The sequence below is a fragment of the Mycobacterium pseudoshottsii JCM 15466 genome (assembly GCF_003584745.1).
Classification (GTDB): Bacteria; Actinomycetota; Actinomycetes; order Mycobacteriales; family Mycobacteriaceae; genus Mycobacterium; species Mycobacterium marinum.
Genome location: NZ_AP018410.1, coordinates 5,695,922 through 5,722,694, shown reverse-complemented (window position 1 = coordinate 5,722,694; position 26,773 = coordinate 5,695,922). Strand labels below are relative to the sequence as shown.

General features: G+C 66.5%; 24 protein-coding genes and 2 pseudogenes. 12 read left to right on the top strand and 14 right to left on the bottom strand.

The window, feature by feature from the left end; genetic code table 11:
• Nucleotides 1-2: 2 nt before the first annotated feature.
• On the bottom strand, nucleotides 3-608 hold the full coding sequence (locus MPSD_RS26245; RefSeq protein ID WP_020785686.1) for a TetR/AcrR family transcriptional regulator: 606 nt from the start codon (nucleotides 606-608) through the stop codon (nucleotides 3-5).
• A 187-nt stretch (nucleotides 609-795) separates the two neighbouring features.
• On the opposite strand from MPSD_RS26245, the gene MPSD_RS26240 reads away from it, so the two are divergent.
• The gene (locus MPSD_RS26240; protein WP_020785687.1) at nucleotides 796-1,746 is read left to right on the top strand and encodes an oxygenase MpaB family protein; all 951 of its coding nucleotides are present in this window, start codon (nucleotides 796-798) and stop codon (nucleotides 1,744-1,746) included.
• Nucleotides 1,747-1,766: 20 nt separating this feature from the next.
• Here MPSD_RS26240 and rpsR read toward each other — a convergent pair whose 3' ends face one another.
• From rpsR to rpmB, 4 genes are read right to left on the bottom strand one after another with little or no spacing between them, the layout of a single operon-like run.
• Nucleotides 1,767-2,030 (bottom strand): 30S ribosomal protein S18, encoded by a 264-nt coding sequence (rpsR, locus tag MPSD_RS26235; RefSeq protein WP_011742332.1) that lies wholly within the window; start codon nucleotides 2,028-2,030, stop codon nucleotides 1,767-1,769.
• 6 nt (nucleotides 2,031-2,036) lie between these two features.
• Nucleotides 2,037-2,342, bottom strand: coding sequence for a 30S ribosomal protein S14 (gene rpsN, locus MPSD_RS26230; RefSeq protein ID WP_011742331.1), 306 nt, complete (start codon nucleotides 2,340-2,342; stop codon nucleotides 2,037-2,039).
• Nucleotides 2,343-2,507, bottom strand: coding sequence for a 50S ribosomal protein L33 (gene rpmG / locus MPSD_RS26225; RefSeq protein ID WP_011742330.1), 165 nt, complete (start codon nucleotides 2,505-2,507; stop codon nucleotides 2,343-2,345). It lies immediately after the preceding gene.
• Nucleotides 2,507-2,743, bottom strand: a complete 237-nt coding sequence (gene rpmB, locus MPSD_RS26220) for a 50S ribosomal protein L28 (protein ID WP_011742329.1) — start codon at nucleotides 2,741-2,743, stop codon at nucleotides 2,507-2,509. Before rpmB ends, rpmG begins: the two co-directional genes overlap by 1 nt.
• Nucleotides 2,744-2,872: 129 nt before the next feature.
• Between rpmB and mrf the strand changes: the two genes are divergently transcribed.
• From mrf to MPSD_RS26200, 4 genes are all read left to right on the top strand, one after another.
• Nucleotides 2,873-4,069, top strand: a complete 1,197-nt coding sequence (mrf, locus tag MPSD_RS26215; protein ID WP_036427089.1) for a ribosome hibernation factor-recruiting GTPase MRF — start codon at nucleotides 2,873-2,875, stop codon at nucleotides 4,067-4,069.
• Nucleotides 4,066-4,338 carry a type B 50S ribosomal protein L31 gene (locus MPSD_RS26210; RefSeq protein WP_020785689.1) on the top strand — a complete coding sequence of 91 codons (273 nt, stop codon included), beginning with the start codon at nucleotides 4,066-4,068 and terminating at the stop codon, nucleotides 4,336-4,338. The genes mrf and MPSD_RS26210 overlap by 4 nt, the downstream gene beginning before the upstream one ends.
• 169 nt (nucleotides 4,339-4,507) lie before the next feature.
• Nucleotides 4,508-5,407: an SDR family NAD(P)-dependent oxidoreductase gene (locus MPSD_RS26205; protein WP_011742326.1), complete on the top strand. Its 900-nt coding sequence runs from the start codon at nucleotides 4,508-4,510 to the stop codon at nucleotides 5,405-5,407.
• A 2-nt stretch (nucleotides 5,408-5,409) separates the two neighbouring features.
• Nucleotides 5,410-6,996, top strand: a complete 1,587-nt coding sequence (locus MPSD_RS26200) for an AMP-binding protein (RefSeq protein ID WP_020785690.1) — start codon at nucleotides 5,410-5,412, stop codon at nucleotides 6,994-6,996.
• On the opposite strand, the gene MPSD_RS26195 is transcribed toward MPSD_RS26200, so the two are convergent.
• The 3 genes from MPSD_RS26195 to MPSD_RS26185 form a co-directional block, all read right to left on the bottom strand.
• Nucleotides 6,969-11,831: a cation-translocating P-type ATPase gene (locus MPSD_RS26195; protein ID WP_020785691.1), complete on the bottom strand. Its 4,863-nt coding sequence runs from the start codon at nucleotides 11,829-11,831 to the stop codon at nucleotides 6,969-6,971. The two genes, MPSD_RS26200 and MPSD_RS26195, sit on opposite strands and share 28 nt — an antisense overlap.
• A gap of 468 nt (nucleotides 11,832-12,299) precedes the next feature.
• Nucleotides 12,300-12,533, bottom strand: coding sequence for a hypothetical protein (locus tag MPSD_RS26190; protein ID WP_015354093.1), 234 nt, complete (start codon nucleotides 12,531-12,533; stop codon nucleotides 12,300-12,302).
• 194 nt (nucleotides 12,534-12,727) lie between these two features.
• Nucleotides 12,728-13,930, bottom strand: a complete 1,203-nt coding sequence (locus MPSD_RS26185; RefSeq protein ID WP_420811980.1) for an ISAs1-like element IS2404/ISMul1 family transposase — start codon at nucleotides 13,928-13,930, stop codon at nucleotides 12,728-12,730.
• 691 nt (nucleotides 13,931-14,621) lie between these two features.
• Here MPSD_RS26185 and MPSD_RS30955 point away from each other — a divergent pair.
• From MPSD_RS30955 to MPSD_RS29980, 4 genes and pseudogenes are all read left to right on the top strand, one after another.
• A complete protein-coding gene (locus MPSD_RS30955) occupies nucleotides 14,622-14,753 on the top strand; it encodes a PPW family C-terminal domain-containing PPE protein (protein WP_420811979.1) in 132 nt (43 codons plus the stop codon).
• A gap of 282 nt (nucleotides 14,754-15,035) precedes the next feature.
• Nucleotides 15,036-15,881 carry a PPE family protein gene (locus MPSD_RS26175; RefSeq protein ID WP_232022674.1) on the top strand — a complete coding sequence of 282 codons (846 nt, stop codon included), beginning with the start codon at nucleotides 15,036-15,038 and terminating at the stop codon, nucleotides 15,879-15,881.
• A complete protein-coding gene (locus MPSD_RS26170) occupies nucleotides 15,878-17,446 on the top strand; it encodes a DHA2 family efflux MFS transporter permease subunit (RefSeq protein WP_086085154.1) in 1,569 nt (522 codons plus the stop codon). Before MPSD_RS26175 ends, MPSD_RS26170 begins: the two co-directional genes overlap by 4 nt.
• A 38-nt stretch (nucleotides 17,447-17,484) precedes the next feature.
• Nucleotides 17,485-18,198 (top strand): annotated as a pseudogene (locus MPSD_RS29980) (polyprenol monophosphomannose synthase); the annotation flags it as partial.
• 64 nt (nucleotides 18,199-18,262) lie between these two features.
• On the opposite strand, the gene MPSD_RS26160 reads toward MPSD_RS29980, so the two are convergent.
• Both MPSD_RS26160 and mhuD read right to left on the bottom strand, forming a co-directional pair.
• Entirely contained in the window at nucleotides 18,263-19,633 is a 1,371-nt protein-coding gene (locus MPSD_RS26160) for a serine hydrolase (RefSeq protein WP_161628238.1), read from the bottom strand.
• Nucleotides 19,608-19,925, bottom strand: a complete 318-nt coding sequence (gene mhuD, locus MPSD_RS26155; protein ID WP_012396612.1) for a mycobilin-forming heme oxygenase MhuD — start codon at nucleotides 19,923-19,925, stop codon at nucleotides 19,608-19,610. The genes MPSD_RS26160 and mhuD overlap by 26 nt, the downstream gene beginning before the upstream one ends.
• Before the next feature lie 55 nt (nucleotides 19,926-19,980).
• Between mhuD and MPSD_RS26150 the strand changes: the two genes are divergently transcribed.
• Nucleotides 19,981-20,748, top strand: coding sequence for an alpha/beta fold hydrolase (locus MPSD_RS26150; protein WP_012396611.1), 768 nt, complete (start codon nucleotides 19,981-19,983; stop codon nucleotides 20,746-20,748).
• Between the two features lie 7 nt (nucleotides 20,749-20,755).
• On the opposite strand, the gene MPSD_RS26145 is transcribed toward MPSD_RS26150, so the two are convergent.
• Nucleotides 20,756-21,667, bottom strand: coding sequence for an HhH-GPD family protein (locus MPSD_RS26145; protein ID WP_036426184.1), 912 nt, complete (start codon nucleotides 21,665-21,667; stop codon nucleotides 20,756-20,758).
• Here MPSD_RS26145 and MPSD_RS26140 point away from each other — a divergent pair.
• The gene (locus tag MPSD_RS26140) at nucleotides 21,666-22,283 is read left to right on the top strand and encodes a carbonic anhydrase (protein ID WP_036426185.1); all 618 of its coding nucleotides are present in this window, start codon (nucleotides 21,666-21,668) and stop codon (nucleotides 22,281-22,283) included. The two genes, MPSD_RS26145 and MPSD_RS26140, sit on opposite strands and share 2 nt — an antisense overlap.
• Before the next feature lie 113 nt (nucleotides 22,284-22,396).
• A complete protein-coding gene (locus MPSD_RS26135; protein WP_085979928.1) occupies nucleotides 22,397-23,194 on the top strand; it encodes a hypothetical protein in 798 nt (265 codons plus the stop codon).
• 11 nt (nucleotides 23,195-23,205) lie between these two features.
• Here MPSD_RS26135 and disA read toward each other — a convergent pair.
• The 3 genes and pseudogenes from disA to MPSD_RS26120 all read right to left on the bottom strand — a co-directional run bounded on the left by disA (nucleotide 23,206) and on the right by MPSD_RS26120 (nucleotide 26,375).
• Nucleotides 23,206-24,282: pseudogene (gene disA, locus MPSD_RS26130) on the bottom strand (DNA integrity scanning diadenylate cyclase DisA).
• Between the two features lie 18 nt (nucleotides 24,283-24,300).
• Nucleotides 24,301-25,776: a DNA repair protein RadA gene (gene radA / locus MPSD_RS26125; protein WP_015357440.1), complete on the bottom strand. Its 1,476-nt coding sequence runs from the start codon at nucleotides 25,774-25,776 to the stop codon at nucleotides 24,301-24,303.
• 41 nt (nucleotides 25,777-25,817) lie between these two features.
• Nucleotides 25,818-26,375 (bottom strand): copper chaperone PCu(A)C domain-containing protein, encoded by a 558-nt coding sequence (locus tag MPSD_RS26120; protein ID WP_086085155.1) that lies wholly within the window; start codon nucleotides 26,373-26,375, stop codon nucleotides 25,818-25,820.
• Nucleotides 26,376-26,773: the final 398 nt, after the last annotated feature.

Below are 26,773 nucleotides of genomic sequence, written 5' to 3'. Positions count from 1 at the left end.
GGCTACAACGTAATGATCGGAATCAGATAGCGGGCGGCGTACTCGCGGACCGCGGCGTCATCCGAGGTATCGAGACGCTCGGTGGGAAACATGATGATGCCAACGGCAACACGCAGCAGGATGTCGGCGATGTTGGCGAGGTCGGCGTCGGGAGCATCGGCGCCGCAGCGCCGCAGCGTGTGGGCGATGCCGTCGGCGAATTGGCCGATCGGGAAGACGTGGGAGCGGGAAAACATGCCGAATAGCTCCGGCTCGCTTTCGGCTATCCGCGAGTACAGCGGGGAATCCTGGATGAGTCGGACCCCGAGGGTGAACGCCTCGATCACCGCCTCACGCGGGTTGTGGCCGTTGGTGGCCTGGTTCAGGGCGGCGAAGAACAACTCCGCCTCGCGCCGCACGACCCGTTCGAACAGCTCGTCCTTGGTGGGAAAGCGTCGGTAGATGGTGCTGCGGCTGACACCGGCCCGGGTGGCGACGTCTTCGATGTTCGCCCGCCGGACACCGTAGGTCTCGAAAACCGCGCGTGCGGTGTCCAGGATGGTGCGGTCGAGATCGGTGATCGACTCGACTCCGTCGGTGCTGGTCTCGGTGCCCATTTTTGACTGCATGATAGATCGGCTCCGCCTTGCGGATTCCCCCGAATGCCGCGTTTTCCCAGATCACTGCCCCTGATCTGGAGCCTGACGCGGGGCACCGCTCATTTGCGGCCGCCCGCCGCGGTGGCTAGGGTGACACAAAGAGACGAACTTGTATCAGTGGTTCACTAACGACACATGGATTCGTCAAGGAGGGTGGATGGCAACGGAGCTGACCGCGGGCGTGGATTTCGACACCGGTGTCCGGGAGGCCCTACCCATGCCGATCGACCGGCCCGTCGACGACGAGATCGTCGCGCAGCGGCTGGGCCCGACTTCGCTGATCTGGAAATTCTATGGAGACGTGCGTACTCAACTCTTCGGATTCCAGCGCGCGGCCGGCACCGAAAACTGCATCGAACAGCTCGGTCAGGGAGTCCTCGATCATTCGGTGGTCTTCAGCGACACCCTGGGCCGGGCCAAGCGCACCGGACCGCCCTTGATGCGGACCGTGTATTCCGAGGACCCCCACGGGTGGGGTCGCACGGTGCGGGATTTTCACAAGCCGATCAAGGGCACCATCGGTGATGGCTCTCGGTACCACGCGTTGAATCCGGAGTTGTTCTACTGGGCCCACGCCACGTTCGTCGACCAAATCCTCTACAACACCGACACGTTCATCCGGAGGCTGTCCCGCGCGGAAAAGGAGCAGATCTTCGAGGAGAGCAAGATCTGGTACGGCCTTTACGGCGTCAGCGATCGAAGTCAGCCGCAAACCTATGACGAGTTCGTGGCCTACTGGGACGGCATGCTCGACCGGTTCGTCCCGCACAAGACCGTGCTCTACGGGACCGGCTATCTACGCAAAGGGATCCCTGGCCCCCGCAAGCTGCCTGCGCTGATCTGGAGGATCCTGTCTGCGCCCCTGAACGCCTACGCCCGGTTGGTGATTGTCGGAACCCTGCCGCCGCAGATGCGCGAGGTGTGTGACCTCGATTGGAACGCCAAGAAGGAGAGGCGATTTCAGCGTTCCGCCGCCCTCATACGAGGGCTGAATCCGGTGCTGGGGCGGCTGCCGGTCAGGTTGATCTACTTGCCATGGGCGGCGCAGGCGTGGACCCGCTCGGGGGTTGACCCGCGCAGGCTCCACCGCCGCGCCGCCTCGACATAACGGCCGCCGCGAGGACGGCCCTACTGGGGCCGGGAGGCTGGATACGGCAGCAGCGCCATTTCGCGGGCGTTCTTGATCGCGGTGGCGATCTGCCGTTGTTGTTGCACGGTGAGACCGGTGACCCGACGAGAGCGGATCTTGCCGCGATCGGAGATGAACGTGCGCAACCGCGAGATGTCCTTGTAGTCGACCTCGCTGACCCCGAGCGAATCCAGCAGGTTCTTCTTGGCGGGCGTTGCCGGGGCTGCGATGGGGCGCCGAGTGCGTCTGGGTTTCTTTTTCATCTGTGGCTACCAGCTCGCCTTGCGAACACCCGGTAGCTGACCCGCATGGGCCAACTCGCGCACTCGCACCCGCGACAATCCGAACTTGCGCAGGTGGCCGCGCGGACGGCCGTCGATGGCGTCGCGATTGCGCAGCCGTACCGCACTCGCGTCACGCGGCTGACGGCTCAGGGCGCGTTGTGCGTCGAGCCGCTGCTCGTAGCTGCTGGTGGGAGATTGGATGATCTGCTTGAGTTCGGCGCGCCGCTGGGCGTAGCGCGCGACGATGTCTCGGCGCTTGTTGTTCTTGACGATCTTGGATTTCTTGGCCATTCAGCGTTCCTCCCGGAATGGGACGTGCTTGCGAATCACCGGGTCGTACTTGCTCAGAATGAGCCGGTCGGGGTCGTTGCGGCGGTTCTTGCGGGTGATGTAGGTGTATCCGGTTCCCGCGGTGGAGCGAAGCTTGACTGCCGGGCGAATCTCGTTGCGCGCCATTAGATCTGTTCACCGGCCCGCCGGAGCCGCGCGACCGTGGCCTCGATGCCGTCGCGGTCGATGACCTTGATGCCCTTGGCGCTGACCCGCAGCTTGATGCGACGGTTCTCCGACGGCAGGTAATAGGTCTTGAGCTGAATGTTCGGTGACCACCGTCGTCGGCTCCGGCGGTGCGAATGCGACACCGTATTGCCGAAACTCACCGTGCGACCGGTGACTTGGCATCGTGCGGACATGGGCGCCTCCTCAGTGCACGCTTATTGAAAATCATTTTCGACAACCCCGTGTGACGCACTGTATCGTGAGTCCGGTCTTAATGAAAATCGTTTTCAATAACGATCGGGAGAGCTCGGGAAGGAGTGGTGATGCGGACTCCCGTTGTGCTGGTGGCGGGGCAGGGCGATACCGACGACGTGACCGGCCTACTGCTGCGCCGGCCCGGAACGGTCGTTGTCGAGCATCGGTTTGATGGGCACGTGGTGAGGCGCAACATCATCACCTTTCGCCGCGGAGAACTGAGCACTGCCGAAGAGGCGCTGGAGTTGGCGCATGGATGCGTCTCCTGCACCATTCGCAACGATCTGCTGATTCTGCTGCGCAGGCTGCACCGCCGAGACGGCGTGGACCGGATCGTGGTGCACCTGGCGCCCTGGCTGGAGCCCGAACCCATCTGCCGGGCAATCAATCACGTGCGGGTCCGGGTCGGGCCCGGCTATCCGGACGCTCCGGCCGGCCGCGACGTTCGGATCGGCGCGGTGGTGACGTGTGTGGACTCGGCGAACTGGCTGGCGCAGTCTCTCGGCGACGAGGAACTAGCCGACGGACGGACGTTCGCTCAGGTGACAGTTGGTCAGGCCGAATTCGCCGACGTGCTGGTGCTCAACCGCCCCGACCCGGTCACGCTGGCCGTGTTGCCGCGCCTGGCGCCGCGGGCGAGGATCACCGTCGGGCTCGACCGGGTCGAGTTGGCGCTGGCCAACCTCGACGACTACTCACGCAGGGGGCGCAGCGACCATCCGCACGCTTCGCTGTTGGGCGGGCGGCCTCCGTTGGGCACCGACGGTGGGGTCGGCATCGTGGAGTTCAACGCCCGCCGCCCGTTTCGGCCGGAGCGCCTGCATGACGCCGTCGACCACTTGCTCGATGGCGTGATTCGTACCCGTGGACGCCTGTGGTTGGCCAATCGGCCCGATCAGGTCATGTGGCTCGAATCGGCGGGTGGAGGCCTGCGGGTCGCCTCGGCGGGCAAGTGGCTGGCGGCGATGTCACCCGCCGAGGTGGACCACGCCGACCCGGAGCGACGCCTGTTTGCCGAGCTGATGTGGGAATACCGCTTCGGCGACCGGCACACCGCGATGACGGTTCTGGCCTGCGGCGCCGACCGGGCAGAGATCACCCGGGTGCTGACCGGGGCGCTGCTCACCGACCGGGAGATGGCCCGGCCACAGGATTGGCCGGCCTACGACGACCCGTTCGGCGACTGGCATGAAGACCCGTGCCACGAGACGCCGGATGAATCCGGGCAGTTCTCCGGGCACCTCAACAAAGGAGAACTGGAATGAAATCCGACACTCACCCCGACTACCACCCGGTGGTCTTCGAGGACGCGACCACCGGCACCCGCTTTCTCACGCGATCCACCTTGACCAGCTCTCGCAGCATTGACTGGAAGACCCCCTCGGAGGTGCACACCTACCCGTTGGTGGTCGTGGAGGTGTCCGCCGATTCGCATCCGTTCTGGACCGGTACCCGCCGCACGCTCGATACCGCGGGACGCGTCGAGAAGTTTTACCGACGATATGGACGGGCTGATCGGCCCGCAACGGGCTGACCTGCCCGAATCTGGGCGGCTGAGCTGATTGTGGCCGCGGTGGCGCGGCCACGGGTCGCTGGCGGGGACTCGGATGTCGCCAAACCCCCACACCCCGGACCCGCAAATGCCAGAGTGACCATGGGTCACAATAGGCAAAACAGTAGTCCGCAACGGGGGAACCGCTCCTATGAATCTGGCGACGCAGGCCTTAGCGAAGGCCTTCGAACGAGCCAGCAACGGACTGGCGAACCCGGCGACGCTGGCCGATCCCGACCGGCTACGCGGCGCAGTTACGGGCAAGACCGCGTTGGTTACCGGTGCGTCCTACGGGATCGGCGAGGCAACCGCGCGGAAACTGGCCGCCGCCGGAGCCACCGTGCTGATGGTGGCGCGATCAGCGGAGCGCCTTGAGGACCTCGTGTCGGCCATCGCCGCGGGCGGTGGAGCGGCGGTCGCCTACCCGACCGATCTCACCGACGAGGCTGCCGTCGGAGTACTGACCAAGCAAGTCAATCAGAATCACGGACCGCTGGACATCGTGGTCAGCAACGCGGGCAAGTCGTTGCGCCGGTCGCTGCATGACCAATACGACCGTCCGCACGATTTCCAGCGCACCATCGACATCAACTACCTGGGTCCGATTTGGCTGTTGCTCGGATTGCTGCCGGCGATGCGTGAGAGCGGCCGAGGCCATGTGGTGAACGTTTCCAGTGTCGGCGTACGCCTGGTCCCGGGCCCGCAATGGGGCGCCTATCAGGCCTCCAAAGGGGCGTTCGATCGCTGGCTGCGCAGCGTGGCGCCGGAGCTACACGGCGACGGTGTGGACGTGACGTCCGTCTACTTCGCCCTGGTCCGTACCCGGATGATCGAACCGACGCCGATGCTGGGCCGGCTTCCCGGCCTCGAGCCCGATCAGGCCGCCGACGCTGTGGCGAAAGCGATCGTCGAACGGCCTCGCACCAACGAGCCGCCCTGGCTGTGGCCGGCCGAACTGGCCTCGGTATTGCTGGCCGGGCCCGCCGAGCAGGCGGCGCGGGTGTGGCACCGCCGGTTCTTCGCCCCAACCGCCGAGGCAGGAAAGAGCTGACAATGATGGCTGCAGGCGTGGTCACAACCGCGGCGCGGGCGTTACTGGGATCGGGGCTGCTCAGCCCGTCCAGCCCGGCCGCCGCGCTGCGGCTGGTCCGCGAGCTGTACCGGGGCGGTACGAACCTCTACACCCCGCTCGCTATCGCGGCGGCACGGTGGCCGGAGCGGACCGCAATCGTCGACGACGACGGTGCGCTGAGCTACCGCGAGATTCAAACGATGACCGAATCGGTCGCCGGGGAGCTCACCCTTGCCGGCATCGGGCCCGGGCAAGCCGTGGGCGTCATGTGCCGCAATGGCCGCAACTTTGTCGCGGCGGCGTTTGCCGCCGGGTTGGTCGGTGCCGACGTCGTGCTGGTGAACACGGAGTTCCGCGCCACCGCGCTCGCCGCCGCGCTGGAAGCACACCAGATGCGGGTGATGTTGTGCGACGACGAGTTTGTCGACCAGGTGGCCGGAACTGGCGAATCGGTGTTGGTCATCGATCCGAGCACCGTCACCGCCCGGGACTGCGCGCGGCCCAAGGTCGCCCCCTCCGGACGAATCGTGTTGTTGACTTCGGGCACCACCGGGGTCCCGAAGGGGGTGCCGCGCAAGCCCAAGGTGAGTTCTGGGATCGGGGTCAGCGTGACGCTTCTGGAGCGAACCAGGCTGCGTGTCGGTTCGCGAATGACGCTGGCCACGCACATGTTTCACGGTCTGGGATTTGGCATGCTGGTGCTGACCATCAGCCTGGGCGGAACGGTGCTGACCCGTCGGCACTTTGATGCCGAAGCAACGCTGGCCCAGACATCGCTGCATCGCGCCGACGGCTTGAGCGTGGTTCCCATCATGTTGGCGCGCATCCTCGATCTGCCCGATCAGGTGCGGGCGCGAAATCCGCTGCCGTGCTTGCGGGTGGTGATATCCAGCGGCGATCGACTCGATCCCAGCCTGGCGCGCCGCTTCATGGAGGCCTACGGCGACGTTCTGTACAACCTGTACGGCTCCACCGAAGTGGGCATCGGCGCACTGGCCACACCGGCCGAGCTGCGCGACTGGCCCGAGACGGTGGGCAGACCCGTCGCCGGGTGCCCGGTGCGGATTTTCGACCGGAACGGACGGCCCGTCGGGCCGCGGGTAACCGGGCGGATCTTCGTTGGCGGCGAACTGAATTCCGACGGCTATTCCGGCGGTGGCGGCAAAGCCGTCATCGACGGCATGGCCAGCACCGGAGACATGGGCTATCTCGACGAATCGGGCCGGCTCTACATCGTCGGACGTGAAGACGACATGATCGTCTCCGGCGGCGAGAACGTCTATCCGCGGTCACTGGAGAACGCGCTGGCCAGCCACCCCGACGTTGCCGAGAACGCGGTCATCGGCGTTGCCGACGAGCAGTTCGGCCAACGGCTGGCCGCATTCGTCGTCGCCCGCCCAGGCTGCGACATCGACGCGGACGCGATCCGCGATTACCTCAAGGGCCGGGTGTCGCGGTTCGAACAGCCCAGAGACATCCACCTGGTCAGCAGCATTCCGCGCAATCCGGCCGGCAAGGTGCTGCGCAAACAGCTGGCGAGCTACGCCGAACCCGAAGCCCAGTCCTGATGTTCTAGGGCCACGTCAACGGTCTTGGCCAGCCACTTGGGCGCGAGCACCGAGACCGCGGTTGCCCCGGCGGTGGCACTGAACACCCCGGTCCAGGCAACCGGTCCCAGCGGTGTGCATCCGAAAAAGTGGCTGACCACCGGGGTCTGGATGATGCCGATCAGGACGCCGGCGCTACCGAACGCGGTAGCCAAAACGAGTGGGCTGTGGCTTCGGGTCAGCAGGGTTTGTGCCAGCTGAGTGGTCACAAGCGCGGTCAATCCCATTGTCGCCGTGCGGCGTTCGGTACCCGGGGTCCAGCGGCCGATGGCCCAGGCGGCGGTCGCGCCCGCGGCGGTGACGACGCCCCGGTTGGCGATCTGGCGCATCAGCGGCGCGTCCAGGGAGGGGGTCGGAGCGGTCAGTACCGCCCGCTGGCGCCTGCGCCGTGCCTCCTCGATCTCTTCATCGCTGAGATCGCTGTCGTCCTCGGGATCGTCGTATTGCGACGTGATGGCGACCGCAAGCGCTGGGAACATGTCGGTAAGCAGGTTGACCAGCAGCAGTTGTCGGGTTCCCACCGGGGCGCGCCCGGCACCGAAAGCCGTGCCGATGATGGTGAACAGCACCTCACCCACATTGCCGCCGACGAGGATCGTCACCGCATCGCGCACGCCGGCCCACATGCTGCGGCCTTCGACCAGCGCGTCGAGCAACACACCCAGATCGTCGTCGGTCAAGACGATGTCGGCGGCGCCCCTGGCGGCCGACGAACCGCGACCGCTCACTCCGATGCCGACGTCGGCCATCCGGATGGCGGCGGCATCATTGGCGCCGTCGCCGACCATCGCGGTCACCCGTCCACAACGCTGCAGCGCGGCCACAATCTGAACCTTCTGCTCCGGGCTCACCCGGGCGAACACCTGCACGTCGGCGGCGAGTTTGGCGCACGCGTCCTCATCGAGACCGATCAGTTCGGCTCCGGTGACCACCCGGACATCCTCGGGCAAGCCGAGCTGGCGGGCGATTGCCCGCGCGGTGATGGGATGGTCGCCGGTGATCAGCACCACGTTGCGCTGCGCATCCACCAGCGCCTCGATCAATGGTCGCGCCGACGGGCGCGCGGTGTCGGCCAGGCCGACATAGCCGAGCAATTCCAGGTCGTGGGCCGCCGCATCGACTGCGTCGGCGTCGGTGTCGTCATCGTCGGCCGTGTCATGTTCCCAGGGGCGCTTGGCGACCGCCAGTACCCGCAACCCGCGTTCGGCGAGGCTGTGCACCAAGGCTTCCGCATGTTCGAGGTCGGCGTCGGGGTCCGCGAACCGGCAGCGGGGCAGGATCGTCTCGGGGGCGCCCTTGAGCATGAGTGTCGGATGGCCGTTGCTGGTCCCGGTCGTGCCTATCGAGGCGGCGTAGCCGCGGCTGGATTCGAATGGGACTTCGGCGATCACGGTCCAGGCCGAATCATCCAGGCCTTCCAGAGAATTCGCCGCGACGATGATTGCCTCATCGGTCGCGTGGGCGTGCCCCTGTCCATCGTGGGGCTGGGTGGTGGCCCGGGCGGCGGCCCGCAGCACCTCGGTGGAGCGGGGGTCGGCGCTGTCGATGAACGGATCCAGCGGACTGGTCGAGCTGGGAATGGCGCACACGACACGCAGCCGGTTCTCGGTGAGCGTGCCGGTCTTGTCGAAACACACGGTGTCGACGCGGCCCAGCGCCTCGATGGTGCGCGGCGCGCGCACCAGCGCTCCGTGCGCGGTCAAGCGCTGTGCGGCGGCCAGCTGCGAGAGGGTGGCCACCAGCGGCAGCCCCTCCGGCACGGCGGCGACCGCGATGGCAACGCCGTCGGCCACTGCTTGACGCAGCGTGGCACGCCGCATCAGGGCCAAGACGCTGACCGAGGCGCCACCGGCCAAGGTGAGGGGGAGCACCTTGCTGGTCAGCTCGCGCAGCCGGGCCTGCACCCCGGCCGAGGTCTCGACGTCGGCGACCGCCGAGATCGCCCGATGCGCCGCGGTGCCGGCGCCGGTGGCCACCACGATGGCCCGCGCCCCCCCGGCCACGATGGTGCTGCCCTCGAACAGCATGCTGGCCCGGTCGGCATCGTTGACGGCGACGGGGTCGACCTGCTTGTCCACCGGCAGCGACTCACCGGTCAGTAGCGACTCGTCGACTTCGAGGTCCTCGGCCACCAGGAGCCGAGCGTCGGCGGGTACCACCTCCGGGGCGGCCAGGTCGATGACATCACCAACGCGCAGCGACTTGGCCGACATGGTGGCGGTGCGGGTGGCATGCCGGGCGGCCTCCAGCCGGCGCCGCGTGGTCGCGACCGCCGGCACGACGACCCGGCGCACCATTTGGTCTTGTTCGGCGAACAGCTCCGCCGCGGCCGCCTCGGCGCGCAGCCGCTGCACCCCACCGGTGATCGCGTTGACCGTCATCACGCTGGCCACCAGCAGCGCGTCCACGTTGCTGCCGACGATCGCCGAGGCCGCGGCGCCCACCGCCAGGATCGGAGTCAGCGGGTCGGCGAGCTCATGCCGCGTCGCCGCCGCCAGCTGGGCCAGCGTGTGTGCCGGGCCACGCAGCGGGGAGACCAGCGGTTCATAGGAGAGGTCGTCCAGGAGACGACGCCAGGTCGGCGTTCCAGGGTCCACGGCCATGGGGCGTGCACCACCGGCCAGTCGCGCATAGACGATCTCGGGGTCCAGGGCGTGCCAGGCGGTCAGCGGTTGGGGCGTGGGATCGGGGAGCCGCAGCACGGTGGCGGCCGACCAGCTTCCCGATAGCAGGGCAGTGGCGGCGGCGGTGTTGACCGGGTTGAGCCAGCGCCGGAAGCTGGCGGGGTTGGTGGTTCTGGCCTGCTCGCCGGTGACCAGCAGCAGCCCCGCCAATGTGGTGCCGCCCTGGGCGAGGTGCACCGACGACACGCTGGAGGCGCGGGCCACCGGAATCGCGGACAGAATCCGGACCGCCGCGGCGAGGTCGGTACCGGTAATGATGTCGGCAGTCCACGGGGTCGCCGCGCGCGGATCGTCCAGGGCGACCCCGATGTCGGCGATCGCCAGCGCGGCCAACGTATCGGTCGAGGCGAAATCGCGGTGCAGCGCGGTGATCAGCAAGACGGGTCCGCGATCGGTGCGCAGCTCACGCACCAGGTTCAGCAGCGGCGTGCCGGGCGGATGGGTGGATCCGACACTAGCGGACAGGTCTTCGGTGCCGGCGACATGGCGTAGCACGACCCGGGCGCCGGTCCGATGCGCCGTCTGCAGCAGCGGGATCGCATAGGGGTCGACCTCCCACCCCACGTCGACGTTGCCCACCGTCTGGCCATCGACCACCAGATCGGCGTGTTCGAGCCCCTGGGCGGGTGTGGCCGAGGGACCGCGCAGCGGAACCCAGCGCAGCCGCGCGCCGGTCGCCGGCAGCTCGTCGGGGTCGGGTTCGGGAGCCTCTTCACCGTGCAGCAGCGCGTCGGCGACCTCGTAGACCCGGTCGTCATCCCAGCCGGGTTCGTCGCCCTGGGCGCGGAGGACGGCGCGGTGGTCACCGCGCAGCGCGGCGCCGTCGATGACGACCACCTGCACCCGATCCAGCCGGCGCAGCGCGCCGGGGTCAAGCACCAATTGACCTTCGCTGGCGAGCCCGCGGCCCAGGACCGCCGCGAACGCTTGCCGGCCCATGTGCGCCGCCCGTGGCACGCCGGCCAAGATGGCGCCGGCCGCGTCCTCGGTGCCGCCGCCGGCCACCAGCGCACTCGCCGCGGCGATCAACGCGCCGTTGGCCGCGGAATTGACGTAGCTCTCCACCGGGCCGGCCATCGACCCCTTCGCCGTGTCGATGGCGGCATCGATGGACCCGCCGACCATGACGTGTGATGCCTCGCCGGCAGCGGCCGCCGCCCAGCTGTGCCGGGGTTCCTGCGCTTGCACGCCGGCCGACGAGATGACCGGAACCACCGGTGCTTGCGGCCGCCCGGGGGAGGCCAGCGCGGGTTCGCGGTCTCGCCATACCCGCCGGTGTGCCGTCGCCTCCGAGATCTGCAGGCCACGCTGCACCAGATCCAGCAGCGGGGTGCCGACCGCCTGGGTCAGCCCGTTGGCGGCGGCGGTCGTGGCGGCCAGCGCAATGTCGGTACCCACCCGGCCCAGCCGGGATTCCAGCAGCGACACCATGCGTGGCTGGTGATTGATCAGGGCGGCGGCGGCGCGGGTGGTCTGCGGTGCGGCGGGCAGCCGGATCACCCAGCCGGTCACCGCGGCGCCCAGGGCGGCCAGATCCAGCGCCGCGGCGGTGAGTGGGACCAGCACCGCCAACGGGTTGCCCGGGTCGGCGAAGGGCGCCGAGTTGGGCGAAGATAGCGATCCGGACAGGAAGATGTCGGCGGCCACGGTGGCGGCGGTGTCGCACACTTCGTCGAGCACGGTGTCGCTGTCGGCGCCGTCCTCGAGCTCGACCACCAGCCGACCCAACGCCCCCTCGACGTGCGCCTTGGCCACACCCGGGATGCGGCGGACCGGCTCCTCGACCACCGCCGCGTGCTCATGCCAGCGCGGGAATGGCAGCAACGGATCCAGGTCGAAATGCACCCGGCGACCGCTGTGCCAGCGCAGCGGCGGAGTGACGCCGTCCGGGGCCCCGTCGGCAGCACCGTTTCGCCCGATCGCCCGGTTGGTCGTCTGGGCCACCGATTGCACTACCGGACCTGCCAGCTCCACCACTGGGCTGGCTAGCGTCTGCAAAACACCGGCAGCATCGGCGGCAGTCTGCACGCCGGCCCGCACCACCTGTGCCGCTCCGCCGGTCACCCCAGCGACCAGATTGGCCACTGGGTTGACCACACCCGGAATCTTCATGCGCCACCCTTCAATAACGTGTACCGCGCCAATCCTCCTGGCGTCTTACCAACCTGTCCACACGGACCCCCGGGTGTGTGGGCCTCTGGTGAGGCGCCCGCGCATCGATCCCCGTGGGTCCGGTGCCACCACCTTGGGGGCGGTGGGAGCCGATGGAACCGACCCGGTGTTCGCTTCGGCCCGCCTGGCACTCCGGATCAATAGTGCCGCGCCGGTGCGACCGCGGGCCGCAAATCAACAGCCGTTTACCCAGATTTGCCGGAAACCGCAGGCTGGGGCCCAAGGCGGCCCAGTGGTCCGCATCCACGGTTCGGGGCTGTTGCGGGCGAGTTCGTCACGTCCACGGAATCTGCGCCGCCGGGCACGCACATCGTCAATCACCGGGTGGTGGTTGGGTATCCCAAAAATGCGATACGCGCATCGCCGCGCAAGGGTGCCGCACCGCGATTTTCGGGTGGAAAACCGGGCTTACAGAATTCGGTGGTTGGCCCTGCCGACGTGGTAACCGGTCGGGAAGGACTTTTCGATGACCTGCAGCTGATGGTCCACTCTGGACTCGAGTTCGAGGACGACGCAGCCGTCGCCAACGGCCTTCGACTCCAAAACGATGTACCTTTGACCGCCACCGTTGACATCGGTGATCGGGTCACCAGAGTGCAAATTCTCGACGGCCACCAATTCAGGGGTTCCGTGTGACTCCACGCGAAATACAGTAGGGCAATCCTGCCGACCAGGGAACACCCCGCGCGGGAACAAACTTGCCGATCAGCGAGGCGCGGCGAGTCCTGGCGACAATTGGCGACACATTCGCCGGTCGAGCCGGCGCCGGTGCGGCGGCGGTGCGCCGATAGGAGGCGCTTCGCCGGCCTCCGGCCCCAGGGCTCCGGCGTTGTTGATTAGCAGGCTTGTGAGCTGGGGAATTGTGGATTGAGGAGGTCTAGGCGGCGGTTGGCGGTCAAAGCGGTGATCCGGCAGGCTTCGGCGATGTTGTCGGCGCCGTTGAGGCGGTGCAGATTGATCGCGGTGTTGCGTAGCGTTGCTAGGACCTGTGCGCCGTTTCCGGTATGTGCCCTTTGACGGTCTTCGTCGAAGGTGACGTCGCGTATCCAGTGCAGGCTGTTCTCGATTCCCCAGTGTTGACGCATCCAGGTCATGATCGCGGTAGGGCGGGCGTGCTCGAACGGCAGGCTGCAGATGGCATAGACCACCTCCACGCTGCGCTGGTCGGTGGCGGTGATCAAGCGTTCACGAGTGATCCGGATGATTTGTTTTGCGTAGGGGAAGCCGATTCCTCGTGCAGCGGTGATGATTTGCGGGGTGCGGGTCTCGACACGGCCGTGGCCGCGGGAGTCGTCGGTAGCGGCTGCGGGCACCTCGGCCCAGGGCAGCGCGGTGATACGCGCAAATATTTTGGCTTGGTTGGACTTGACGATCATCAGGTAGTGCGACTTCAAGGTGGCGCAGATCAACTTCGCGGTGACGACCTGGGTATGCATCGCATCCACGGTGACCAGCCACCGCAAGCTACCCGGCAGCAGCGTGAGCAGGGCACGTACGCAGGGAATTTCATTGCTTTTCTCGGCGACAGCGAGTTGACCGAGCACCAATCGGGCACGGTGGGCGAACACCGACACGAGATGCGTGGCTGTCGCTTTGGCGCGTAAAGCACCACGCAGCATCTTGCCGTCCAACGCGATCGGCACCAATCCACTGGGGTCGCTGCTGGCCACGTGTGCAGTGAAGTAACTGCCCATCCTGGCGTTGAGGTCGGCGGGGTCTAGCCGAGACAAAACAGCGCGGAAGGTCTTCTCACTGGGCCTCCGGAACCGGACCCCTAATTGGGCCAACACATCATCGGGAGCGGTGGCCGCCCATGTGGCAAAACCAGCATAGCCGCGCATCCCCGCGGCAGTGGCCAGAACCGCGATCGCCAACAAAGCCATCAGCGAATACCTCCGACCGCGTGGGTCCCTCGGGTCTGGCACCGAGGCCAACACATCGAGAAACTCCGATCCGATGAGCTCGCTGCGCTCACCAGGACTCCAGCGGTCGAACACCTCTGGAACCGGCGACACAGGCAATACTGAAACGGTAGGCACGGGCAACTCCAGACCAACGACGAACAGTAACCAACTCGATCGTTCTCCAGATAGCCCGTGCCTACACTCCGGCCCCAATAGCGCGGCACCAAAGATCATCAACCCAGCTCACAAGCCTGCTAATCAACAACGCCGGAACCCTGGGCAATGGCCCATTCACCCGCTTTCCGATAACGGGTTCCCGGCCTTTTCCGGTAATCGGAACCGGCCACGACTGGGTTCACTTCACCGGCACCCGCGGAATCCTCCGGGAAAATCAACGGGCGCAAATAGTCGTGGCGATCACGGACACAATTCGACGGCCCACCGAGGTGTTTGGTCGTTGATCCCGACAGGTTCTTGCCCGGGCGATCTGCCGGTGCCGTAGCGCAGCCCGACAGTCACGCCACCGGTTGCGAGCATCGCCGGTCAGATTCGCAAGCGAGGCAAACCGACTGTTCAGAGCGGTGCTACGGGGTGACAAGACAGCCCCCAGGAGAACCCCTCCTGTCGTGTACATTCACTCCGTTCCGATGGGGTCGGCGACCAAGAGCGCGTAATCCAGGACGCGGCCGCCGTGTCGCGCACGGACGAAGATCCAAAGGCGTCCAAAGACACGCCGGCCCGGCGATCGGTTGGATCTCCGACGGTTCGACAAGTGCCCACAACCCGGCCGGCGTCGGCCGGGGTGAGCGATAGGGGTGCCGGGACGATGGGGCTCACCGGCATTGCCGACGGGGCGGATCTCGCCCATCCCGGCGGGTTGGTTGCGGTGGCCGCCAACCACGATGGCGATCCAAATATGCCGATGCTTCCGGCGAGCCGGGCCGCACCTCCCGCCTGACGCGCTAACGGTGCGTATCGCTACCGCCACGCCAACCGGGACACGCCTTTGCGTCCCGAATTCCTCTCGCCGGAGACGCGCCGCAGCAAATGCGACCCGAAGGAACGCTACCGTACTGTATATTAGCCTTCTGCCGAGGATGCCCGATGGGCAACGAGTCGGGACAGCAAGTTTTCGATGGCGTAGCAGCTGAGCCACAGAGGGGGATTGCGAAGTGACGTTGCGGTTGGGGCTTGCCGTCCTCTTGGAGACGACGGCTCGATGTGGATCGGGGGCAGCCAGATGTCGGTGACAGCGCTTTATGCGATGGCCTTGCCGCCGGAGTTGCACCGATTGCAACTGGAAAGCGGTGTGGGCCCTAGCCCGATGCTCGCCGCCGCCGGGGCCTACACCGCGTTGAGCGCAGAACACGCCGCCGCGGCCACGGAACTGACCGCCCTCTTGGCCCAGGTGCAGGCCGACACCTGGCAGGGCCCAAGCGCAGGGCGGTATCAAGCCGCGCACCTGCCGTATGTGGCGTGGCTGGAAAAGACCAGCGCCGACTGCGCGCAAACAGCCGTCGCATACGAAAGTGCCGTTGCGGCCTATGAACTCACCTTGGCCACCACGCCCACCTCGGCCGAGCTGATCGCCAACCGCACTCTTCGCGGCGTACTGATCGCGACAAACTTCTTCGGGATCAACACAATCCCGATCGCCGTCAATGAGGCCTGGTATGCCGCGCAGTGGATCCGGACCGCGCTCGCGATGATCGCTTACGGCGCGGCCTGTGACGCGGCGGTGCTCTCGGCACCACCCAACACCCCCGCACCGATGCTGCTGGCCCCCGGCGCCGGCGAAGCCGCCGCCGCAGTCGGCGGCGCCGAAGCGGCGGCCGTCGGCACGCTGGGGGGCATACTCACCGTCTTGCTCACCGCGCTGTTCAACATCGTTTGGCGCATTATCGAGGCGATTATCAGCATCGTTATTGCAGCGTTTTCCTTAAGCCTTTCTGGAATCATACTTGCAATCCAGGTAGCGCTATTCGCCATTTACGTCGAAGTGTTCATCGCTTTCTTCAGCTTTATTGGTTTTATCATCGCGAATCCGTGGCTCGTGCCGGCCGCCGGAGCCCTGGGGTATCCATGAACCGCGGCAATGTTCGTCCGAAGTTGGTACTGGGTGTCATCGTTTTGGGCAGCTTCATCGCATCTATCGATTTGACCATCGTCAATGTCGCGCTGCCCACGTTGTCTCGTGCGTTGCAGGCCAGCAACGCCGAACTGCAGTGGATCGTCGATTCATATGCGATTGCTGCGGCCGGATTGCTCTTGGCGGCAGGCAATCTAGGCGATCGCTATGGCAGGCGCGGCTGGCTCACAATCGGCCTTGTCATTGTCGGCGCCTCGTCTGCGGTGGCCGCCAGTGCCGGCTCGGCGCAAGCGGTCATCGGGGCACGCGCGGTGATGGGGGTCGGTGCCGCGATCATCTTTCCGACATCGCTGGCGCTGGTCACAAATGTATTCGTTGATTCGACGCACCGCGCCAGAGCAATTGGAGTCTGGTCGGCGGTCACTGGCATCGCGGTGGTTATTGGGCCATTTCTGGGCGGATGGCTGATAGAGCACTTCTCGGTGGGCTCGATCTTTTGGGTAAATGTACCGATCGCGGTCGTCGCCATAGTCAGCGTAAATATGTTTGTACCAACTTCGCGCAACCCCGATCGCCCACCACTTGACCTGCCGGGTCTGCTCGTATCGACCGTCGGCGTCACCGTCTTGACCTACACGCTCATCGAGGCGCCCAACATCGGCTGGGCCAGTGCGAGAACCGCTGCGGGCTTTGCGCTCGCGGTCGTCTTGCTCGCGGTGTTCCTCTGGTTGGAGCGAAGAACGTGGCACCCAATTCTTGATCTGTCGATCTTCGCGAACCGCCGGTTCTCCGGAGGGACCGCGGCTGTCACAACCGCCTATCTGGTGATGTGCGGCTTCATCTTCGTTGCCACGCAGTACCTCCAATTTGTGGCTGCCTACCGCGCGTTCGATACGGGAGTGCGGCTGGTGCCGCTTGCGTTCTCCTATGCGGGCCTCAGTGTCATCGCTCCGCGCATTGTCGAACGGGTGGGTACCACCGCAGTGGTCACCAGTGGCCTTGTGATGGTGGCGGTTTCCGTGGCCTGCGCGGGTGGCTTCGACGCCGGCACGCCGTATTGGCTGATCGCGGCGGTGATGGCCGAGCTCGGCAGCGGACTGGGCCTCACCATGGCCCCGGCCAGTGAGGCGATCATGGGTTCATTGAGCCCGACCGCCGCCGGTGTCGGGTCGGCGGTGACCGGGGTGGCTCGCCAACTCGGGGCATGCCTGGGAGTGGCCATCGTGGGCAGCGTCTTCGCATCGGTCTACCTGAGGTCGATGAGCAGTAATGCGGCGTTACATGGCCTCGATCCGGCGGCGCGTGCCGCGATGCGGCAGTCGATGGCGGCAGCCAAGCAGGTGCTCGACCAACTCCCCGTCGGGGAGGCGCCAGCCATCCGGGATGCCGTCGAATCGGCATTCCTGGAAAGCTTTGGCGTCGGTTGTCTGGCGTGTGCGGTTTTCGCCGCGGTCGGCGCGGTCGTGGTCGCATTCCTGTTGCCCGCGCGCGGTGAGGTCCGCGACGACGTTGCGGTGTCGGTGGCGGCCTCGGCCATCGGGCCAGCTGAAGGAGGCAAATGACCCACGAGCGAGACCCGCATGAGAATTCGGGCACTGGTCGGAGCCGGCGGGTCCTGGTGATAATCCCGACGTACAACGAGCGGGAGAACCTGCCCCTGATCCACCGGCGCGTCAAGGATGCCTGCCCAGACGTGCATGTTCTTGTCGTTGATGACGAAAGCCCGGATGGCACTGGCCAACTCGCTGACGAGCTGGCCGCCGCCGACCCCGGCTGCACATACGTGTTGCACCGCAACGTCAAGGACGGTCTGGCCGCGGCCTACCTGCAGGGTTTCGTCTGGGGTATGCAGCGCAATTACTCGGTGCTAGTCGAGATGGACGCCGATGGTAGCCACGCTCCCGAACAGCTGCACCGACTGTTGGAGGCTGTTGAGGCGGGCGCCGATCTGGCCATCGGGTCCCGATATGTGCGCGGCGGGACGGTACGCAACTGGCCACGGCGACGGCGCGTGTTGTCCAAGGCGGCCAATACGTACTCGCGGTTGATACTGGGCGTCGGTGTCTATGACATCACCGGTGGCTATCGGGCCTATCGCCGCGAGGTGCTCGAGGCACTCGACCTCGACACTCTCGAATCCAGGGGCTATTGCTTCCAAGTTGAAATGACTTGGCGCAGCCTCAATGCCGGCTTCGCCGTGGTGGAGGTGCCGATTACCTTCACCGAGCGGGAGGTCGGTGCCTCAAAGATGAGCGGATCCAACATCGGCGAGGGAATAGTCCAGGTCGCCCGATGGGGCGTCAAAGACCGACTGCGGGGTCTGCGAACCGCCCGAATTTCGCTTACCGCCCAGCGGTTCGCAGCCGCGGTATGGACCGCTATTCGGGAGCGACGAGCGCGAAGACCTGCTTGGCGACCTGCAGCATCCATCCGGTCACATTCGGTCCATGGTCACGCGGCCAGTTCAGCTGGAAGCTCACCACCCACGGTTGCCCGGTCTTGTCCTCCGCATACCAGCTGAAGGTCAAGTCTCCCGGCAGACCACCGGCTTTCGCGCCGATGTAGGGCCAGTAGTTGCGGTCTAGCGCAATGCCCGCGACGGCGGACAGGATCTTTCGCACCGGTGCGGCGGGACCGACCGCATCGGCCTGCAGTGCCAGGTGGACCCGGCAGATGTCCTCGGCGCTGCCATACCATTCGGCACCGTAGTTTGATGCCGGGGTGTGGGCACGAGTCGGATCGGGGCGGTACGGAGTCGAATCGGCCTGTTCGAGTAATGCCGCTCGCTGTTGCGCAGACGCCTGCTTCCATTGCTCCCGCAGATCGGGTTGACCCCAACCCACCGAGAACAGCTCATACATGGTGGGGAAAGGAGTCATGCTGGCCGGATCGTGATGGCCGGCGGTGGCCAGCGCCTGCTCGATGGCGTGCTTGCCCAGCCGCCCGATCAGCAAGTCGGTGGCCATGTTGTCGCTATTGGCGATCATTTTCTCGGCCGCCCGGCGTGCCGAAACATGGTCGCCGGGAGATAATTCCAGGCCAGAGGAGCCGACGGCCTTGCTCTTGGCGGTAACGGTCAGCTGGTCGTCCCAGGATGCGGTGCCGCTCTTGATTGCATCCGCCAGGGCATGCAGCACGTACAACTTGAAAATCGATGCCAGGGGTAGAGGTTGGTTGGTGTTGGTGCCCGCGACTCGAGTGCACTGTCCCTTTTCGACCTTGGACACCTGGTAGGAGTATCGGGCGCCGGTCTTGCTCAATACGGCATCGACGTCGCGCCAGGCGGTGATTGTCGGTGGGGGAAGCGTCTCGAGTTCGAACTGGTCCACCCAGCCGCCGTCATCGGTGTGCAGGCGGATGTCCTGTCGCGCGCCGTAGGAGGAGGTCAGGTGCAGCGTTGTCACGCTGGCGCTGATGTCCACACTGTCGAGGGCGAACGGCCGGTCCCACCAGAGTCCCTCCATGGTGGCTTCGACCGAGTCGACCTTGCTGGGCGCGGCCAGCGTGGCCACTCCGGCCGGGCCGATCGGCCAGTCTGAATTGAGCATGTCCATGGTCTGCTGGGCGCGCAGACCCGGTGGAGTCACGGTGTCGATCCGGCGCTGCGGGTTGGCCGCGTTAGCCGATGGGGTTGGCGAGGACGAGCACCCAGGTGTCAGCGTCAGCACCAGCGCCGCGGCGGCGGTGAGCACCGTCGCGCGGCGCAGCCGGTTGCGGCGCCGGCTAGTCAGCCGGCGTGTTCCCTGCAACGTCGAGCACAACCTCGAATTCCAATAGCGAGGCGCCGGTTGACACGGGATTGGCCCGTTCGCCGGCATGAGCTTCTTTGGCGGGCCCGTTCGCCCAAGCCTGGAACGCTTCATCAGACTCCCAGTGTGTCACCACGAAGTAGCGGTCTTCACCCTTGACTGGACGCAGTAATTGAAAGCCGAGAAAGCCCGGAGAGTTATCCACCGCGTGCGCGCGGTGGGCGAAGCGCTTTTCCAGTTCGGGGCCAGCGCCGGCCGGCACCGAGATTGCATTGATCTTCACCACTGGCATTCGGCTAGGTTACCGCGCCTGGCTCAAGCGTCGGCACGCCGCGCAAGATAGGTCTATGCCCACCGATCTGTTGACCTATCACGGCGGAGAGGGAGAGCCGTTGGTCCTGGTGCACGGGCTGATGGGCCGGGGCAGCACTTGGTCGCGTCAGCTGCCGTGGCTGACTCGCCTCGGTGCCGTGTATACCTACGACGCGCCCTGGCACCGCGGCCGCGACGTCGACGATCCGTATCCGATCAGCACCGAACGTTTCGTGGCCGACCTGGGTGAGGCGGTGGCCGAGCTGGGCGGGCCGGCCAGGCTGGTCGGACATTCGATGGGTGCCCTGCATTCGTGGTGTTTGGCCGCTGAGCGTCCCGGGCTGGTGTCGGCGTTGGTGGTCGAGGACATGGCGCCGGATTTCGTCGGCCGCACCACCGGCCCGTGGGAGCCGTGGTTGCACGCACTTCCCGTTGAATTCGATTCGGCCGATCAGGTATTCGCGGAATTCGGGCCGCTTGCCGGGCAGTACTTTCTGGAAGCCTTCGACCGCACGGCCACGGGGTGGCGCCTGCATGGGCACACCTCGCGGTGGATCCAGATCGCCGCTGAATGGGGTACGCGCGACTACTGGGCACAATGGCGGGCGGTGCGGCAGCCGGCGCTTCTGATCGAGGCCGGAAACTCCGTGACGCCGCCGGGCCAGATGCTTGCGATGGCCGAAGTCGACCGGTCAACTAAATATCTGCATGTTCCCGAGGCCGGACATCTGGTCCACGACGAGGCGCAGCTGGCGTATCGGCAGGCTGTCGAGGCGTTCCTGGCCGCCGAGCGCGTTCGGTAACGAGCTCCTACTCTTCGCCGGCCAGGGCGAAGAGCCCATCGGCAGTTTGGGTGACCAGGCCATCGGCCAGCAGCGAGTACAGCGCCCGGTCCCGCTGCGCGGTATCGGTCAGCCACGCCACGTCCAGCTGCGCACGAGTGACCGGCCCATTGTTGTCGCGCAACACATCTAGCAGCCGTCCGCGCACTTGACGATCGGTTCCGGCGTAGGTCTGAACGCGCCGGGCCGGGCAGGTTGCGGGCGGATAGCCGGCCCGCCGCCAGGCGCACTCGGCAAGCGGGCACTGTCCGCATCGCGGCGCCCGGGCGGTACACACCGTCGCACCCAGCTCCATCAGGGCCACCGAAAACCGCGGCGCCAGCTCGTCGTCGGGCAGCAGTGCGGACACCTCGGCATGGTCGCGGGTGGCCGACGGTGAACCCGCTTCGGCGCGGCCATGGACGGCTCGGGCCACCACCCGCCGGACATTGGTGTCCACCACCGGAACCCGCTGCCGGTACGCGAAGCAGGCCACCGCTCGTGCGGTGTAGCTCCCGACGCCGGGCAGGGTCAGCAGGGTATCGACGTCGTCGGGAACCACGTCGTCGTGGTCACCGGCGATGACCATGGCGCATTCATGCAAGCGCTTGGCCCGCCGTGGATAACCCAACTTGCCCCAGGCGCGCAGCACATCGGCGGCCGTCGCCGTCGCCGTCGCCGATGCGGTGGGCCAGCGCCGCACCCAGTCCGGCCAGATCGACAGCACCCGCGATACCGGGGTTTGCTGCAGCATGAACTCGCTGACCAGGATCTGCCACGGGCTCACGTCGGGCGCCCGCCAGGGCAGGTCGCGGCAACAACGCTCATACCAGGCGACAAGATTAGTGGCCGGTATGTGTTCGGGGCAGGTCATCGAAGGTTGCGGCACAATGGCTGGCATGCCCAACACCAATCCGATAACCGCCTGGAAAGCACTCAGTGAGGGTAACGAGCGATTCGTCGCCGGCAAGCCCCTGCACCCCAGTCAAAGCGTCGATCACCGTGCCAGCCTGGCTTCCGGGCAGAAGCCGACGGCGGTCATCTTCGGGTGCGCGGACAGCCGCGTGGCCGCCGAGATCATCTTCGACCAGGGCCTGGGCGACATGTTCGTGGTCCGCACCGCCGGTCACGTCATCGACTCGGCCGTGTTGGGCTCCATCGAGTACGCGGTTACGGTGCTCAACGTGCCGCTTGTGGTCGTGCTCGGCCATGACAGCTGCGGGGCCGTCAACGCGGCTTTGACGGCGATCAACGAGGGCAGCGTGCCCGGTGGTTACGTGCGGGACGTGGTGGAGCGGGTGGCTCCGTCGATTCTGATGGGTCGGCGGGACGGCCTGAAGCGGGTCGACGAGTTCGAACAGCGCCACATTCAGGAGACGGTTGCCCAGCTGATGGCGCGGTCGACGGCGATATCGAATCGAGTCGCGGCGGGCACGCTGGCCATCGTGGGGGTCACCTACCAGCTTTCCGACGGACAGGCGGTGCTGCGCGACCATGTCGGTGATATCGGCGCATAGGGGCGGTTAGGGCACGTCTTGGAGAGCCCCTAACACGGCCGTTCCCCAGCTAACCCGGCGACACGCCGAGTCGGGTCAAACGAGTCGGCGTGACCTGGGCCTACGGTGTGAATGTGCTGGATCTGGAACCGCGTGGCCCGCTACCCACCGAGATCTACTGGCGGCGCAGGGGACTGGCCCTGGGCATCGCGGTCGTAGTGATCGGGGTGGCCGTCGCCGCTGTGATCGCCTTCGTCGGGAGTAATGCGGGCGCCAAGCCTGCCAATGCCGATAAACCGGCGGGTGCGCAAGACCATCCGGGGTCAAGTGCGCCGCAAGCGCCGCAACCGGCCGGGCAGACCGAAGGTAATGCTCCGGGCGCGCCGCCGCAGGGGCAGAATCCGGAGACACCCACCCCCACCGCCGCGGTACAACCGCCGCCGGTGCTCAAGGAGGGCGACGACTGCCCGGATTCCACGTTGGCCGTCAAGGGTCTGACGAACGCGCCCCAGTACTACATCGGTGACCAGCCGAAGTTCACCATGGTCGTCACCAATATCGGGCTGGTGGCCTGCAAGCGGGACGTGGGCGCCGCGGTGCTCGCGGCCTACGTGTACTCGCTGGACAACAAGCGGTTGTGGTCCAACCTGGACTGCGCGCCATCCAATGAGACCTTGGTCAAGACATTTGCCCCCGGTGAGCAGGTGACTACCGCGGTGACGTGGACCGGGATGGGATCGGCGCCCAAGTGCCCATTGCCGAGGCCCGCGATTGGGCCCGGAACCTACAACCTGGTCGTGCAGCTGGGTAACCTGCGGTCGCAGCCGGTTCCATTCATCTTGAATCCTGCGCCGCAGCCTCCCGGTCCGTTACCGGCTCCCGGCCCGGCTTTGGCGCCACCGCCCGAGGCGCCGCCCGCCCAGGGCGGGTAGGCGGGCGCACGTCACTGGTCGGCGATCGTCGACTCGGCCAGCTGCGATAGCCCCTCTCGGACGTGAGGGGCCCACGTCGAGCCGATGCCTTCCACCGATTGCAGGTCGCTGGCGCTGGCCGCGAGCAAGCCCTGCAGGCTGCCAAAGGCCCGGACCAGCAGGTCGGTATGGCTGAACTGCAGCCGCGGGATGCCCGACATGGCGCGGTAGCCGCGCGGGCTCAGCGCCGAGTCCTGCGCCTCGGTGGTGGACGGATATCCGAAGATCTTCGCCAGCGCGTTGAAATCGAGTAGCTCGGTGTCGGTGATGGCATCCAGCTCGTCGAGGGTCGCGGTGATCTGTGCGGTGGCCAGCGGTTCGTGGTTGGCGTAGTAATCCCGGACAATCAACTCCCGGGCGGTTTCGTTGTCGCCGAGCAACTCCTCGAGCTGCAGCCGCAGTTGTCGCCCATCGGTGCCGAGTTCGACCACGTCGTTGTCGATCTCGATGCCGATTCGCCGCACCAACTCGAGTCGCTGCACCACCGTCATCACGTCGCGCAGCGTCACGAAATCCTCGATCTCCGCGCGGGATAGCTGCCGGCTGACCTAGTCGAGCCTGGTCTTGTACCGCTCCAGGGTCGCGATGGCCTGGTTGGCGTGCGACAGGATGGTGGCCGAATCGCTCAGCACGTGTCGCTCACCGCCGACGTAGACGGTCACGATGTTCATCGAGTGGCTCACCGAAATCGCCGGATAGCCGGTCTGGATGGCGGCCCGTTCCGCCGAACGGTGGCGGGTGCCCGATTCGTCGGTGGGTATCGACGGGTCCGGAACTAGCTGCACGTTGGCCCGGATGAACCGGCTGCCATCGGTGGACAGCACCACGGCGCCGTCCATTTTGCACAGTTCCCGTAACCGGGTGGGCGCATAGCGCACATCGAGGGGGAACCCGCCGTCGCAGATGGCCTCGACGTTCTCATCGTGGCCCAGCACGATCAGGGCTCCGGTGCGGCCGCGCAAAATGCGCTCTAGGCCGTCCCGTAGCCCCGTGCCGGGCGCCAGCCGGGCAACAGCCTCACGAAGTGTCGGACGATTCACAGCGTGCATTCTGCTATGCGTCCGCCGCTAGTGGGAGGTGTCTAGCCGATGCACCTTCGCCGAAGGGGCGCTGCGGTGGTCGGCGATGTCGATCATGTGCTCGAGTGCGGCCACGATTGTGGGCGCGCAGAGCGTGCGCAGGCCCGCCGGCACCGCCTCGCAGCCGGGCGGGACCAGTGCGATGTTGAATCCCTGCCGGGCGGCCTCGGCCAGGCGCCGGTCCATCCCGTTGACCCGCCGCAGGTCGCCCGCCAGGCCGACCTCGCCGATCATCACCGCGGTGGTGGGTAGCGGCAGGTTCGCATACGCCGAGGCCAGTGCGATCGCGACGGCCAGATCCGATGAGGGATCGGTCAACCGCATCCCGCCGACGGTGGACAGATACATGTCGTTGACGGCCAGTGACAGCCGCGCGTGTTTTTCCAGGACGGCGCTGATCATGGCGGCCCGGGCATGGTCGATCCCGCTGACAGCGCGTCTGGGTGCCCCGCCGTTCGGCGTCGCCAGCAACGCCTGGACTTCCCCGATAAGGGGGCGCTTTCCATCCAGGGTCACCGTGATCGCGGTGCCGGGAACCGGTGTGGGGCGTTGATCCAGGAACAGGTTGGACGGATCGGCTACGCCCTCGATCCCGTTATCGTGCAGCAGGAAGCAACCCACCTCGTCAGCCGCGCCGAACCGATTCTTGACGCCACGGACCATTCGCAACCCGCCGTTGCGGTCGCCTTCGAAGTGCAGCACGACGTCGACCAGGTGTTCTAGCGAGCGGGGGCCGGCGATGGCTCCATCCTTGGTGACGTGCCCGACGAGAATCAGCGCGAAGCCATTGGACTTGGCCGCCGCGGTGAGCGCGGCGGTGACGGCGCGCACCTGTGTCACCCCGCCGGTAACGCCGTCGACCTCGCTGGTGGACATCGTCTGTACCGAGTCGACGATCACCAATGCCGACCCAACCGTGTCGATGTGGTCCAAGACCGCGTGCAGGTCGGATTCGGCGGCCAGATAGATCTCCGCGCTGTTGTCGATCGCTGAGACCTCGGAGATATCGGGGGCCGCCGGGCCGCCGCAGCCGATCCGGTCGGCGCGCAGCCGGATCTGCCCCGCGGACTCTTCGCCGGAGATGTACAAAACGCGTTGCCCCGACTGCGCCCAGCGGTGGGCCACTTCGAGCAGCAGCGTCGACTTGCCGACACCGGGCTCGCCGGCCAGCAGCGTCACCGAACCCGGCACCACACCGCCGCCGAGCACCCGGTCGAGTTCGTCGATGCCGGTAGGGCGGTGCCGGCTGAGATTGGGCTGGACGGAACTTATCGGAACGGCCTGCGACGTCGGTACCGCCGGACCGTGCGCCCGGCGACCCAAGCGACTGCCTCCGCCGACTGCGCTGAGAACGGACACTTCTTCGACGGTGCCCCAGCTGCTGCACTCCGGGCATCGCCCCACCCACTTGGCGGTGAGATACCGGCAGTCCGCGCAGCGGTATTGCAAACGTGCGTTGGCCACGCGGTGACCGTATCGGCTGGGTCTGACAGCCGGCCGGACGCTTAGTGCTTGTCTGGCTCGGCGGCTTCCACGTGCGGCTCGGCCAACGGCGCGGAAATGGGCACCATCACCGAGCCCTGCCCGGCCTTCTCGAAGTTGAAGGTGAAGTTGTACATCAGACCGTTGGTGATCGGCTTGGCCAACGCGACGGTGGCCTTGGCCGATTCATTCGAGTCCAGCGGACCCGGTGCGACGAGCTGGCCGTCCGGTGTGCCGATGAACAACATGCCGCCCGCCGGTAGTTGAGCGTCGCCGGTCATCGTGACCTTGCCGATGTCGCTGGTGATGCTGACGAGCCGATCCGACAAATCCGGTGACTGGTTCACTGCCACCAGCACCAAGTCCACATTGTGGCCGGGACGCAGGAAATCACTGGTCCGTTGGAGGGCCTGGATGCGGATGTTGCGCAGCGCGACGTTGTTGATGGTGAGCCTGTTGCCGTTGACCGCCGACTCCTGCGACGCGGTTTGCGAGATCTGACCCGCTCCACAACCGCTGAGCAGGGTGGCAGTCAGAGCGACCAGGCCGACCGATACGAGGCGGATTTTGAACAGGTTCACTCGAAGCCTCCCGCTGGGTTCGGAGCATCGTCGATCACATGACGGCGTGCTGACACCGATTCGACTATGCACAGTAGTAGGTAGCCGCCGCGGACGGTAGCGCAGGCGGCCTCGGCGCCGTCGTGGCGTCGCGATGGTTGGCGCCAGACCCGCGTGATCGGCGTCCCGACCAGGGCCGCCGGGGTGGTGAGCCTCGGCTTGGTCCAGCCGTAGTGAGACGGGATGTCTTCCCGGTTGTCGGGTTTGGGTGGGCGGTCACATGTTCGCTGGCTGTGGGCGTGTCGGGGGTCGTCGAAGCGGCCGCGAACAGGGCTGGACGATGCACGTCTTGCACCTCCTGTCAACCCCCAATGTTGAGCCGCGATGCCCCCGACCTGCACCGTTGGACCGCAGTCGTT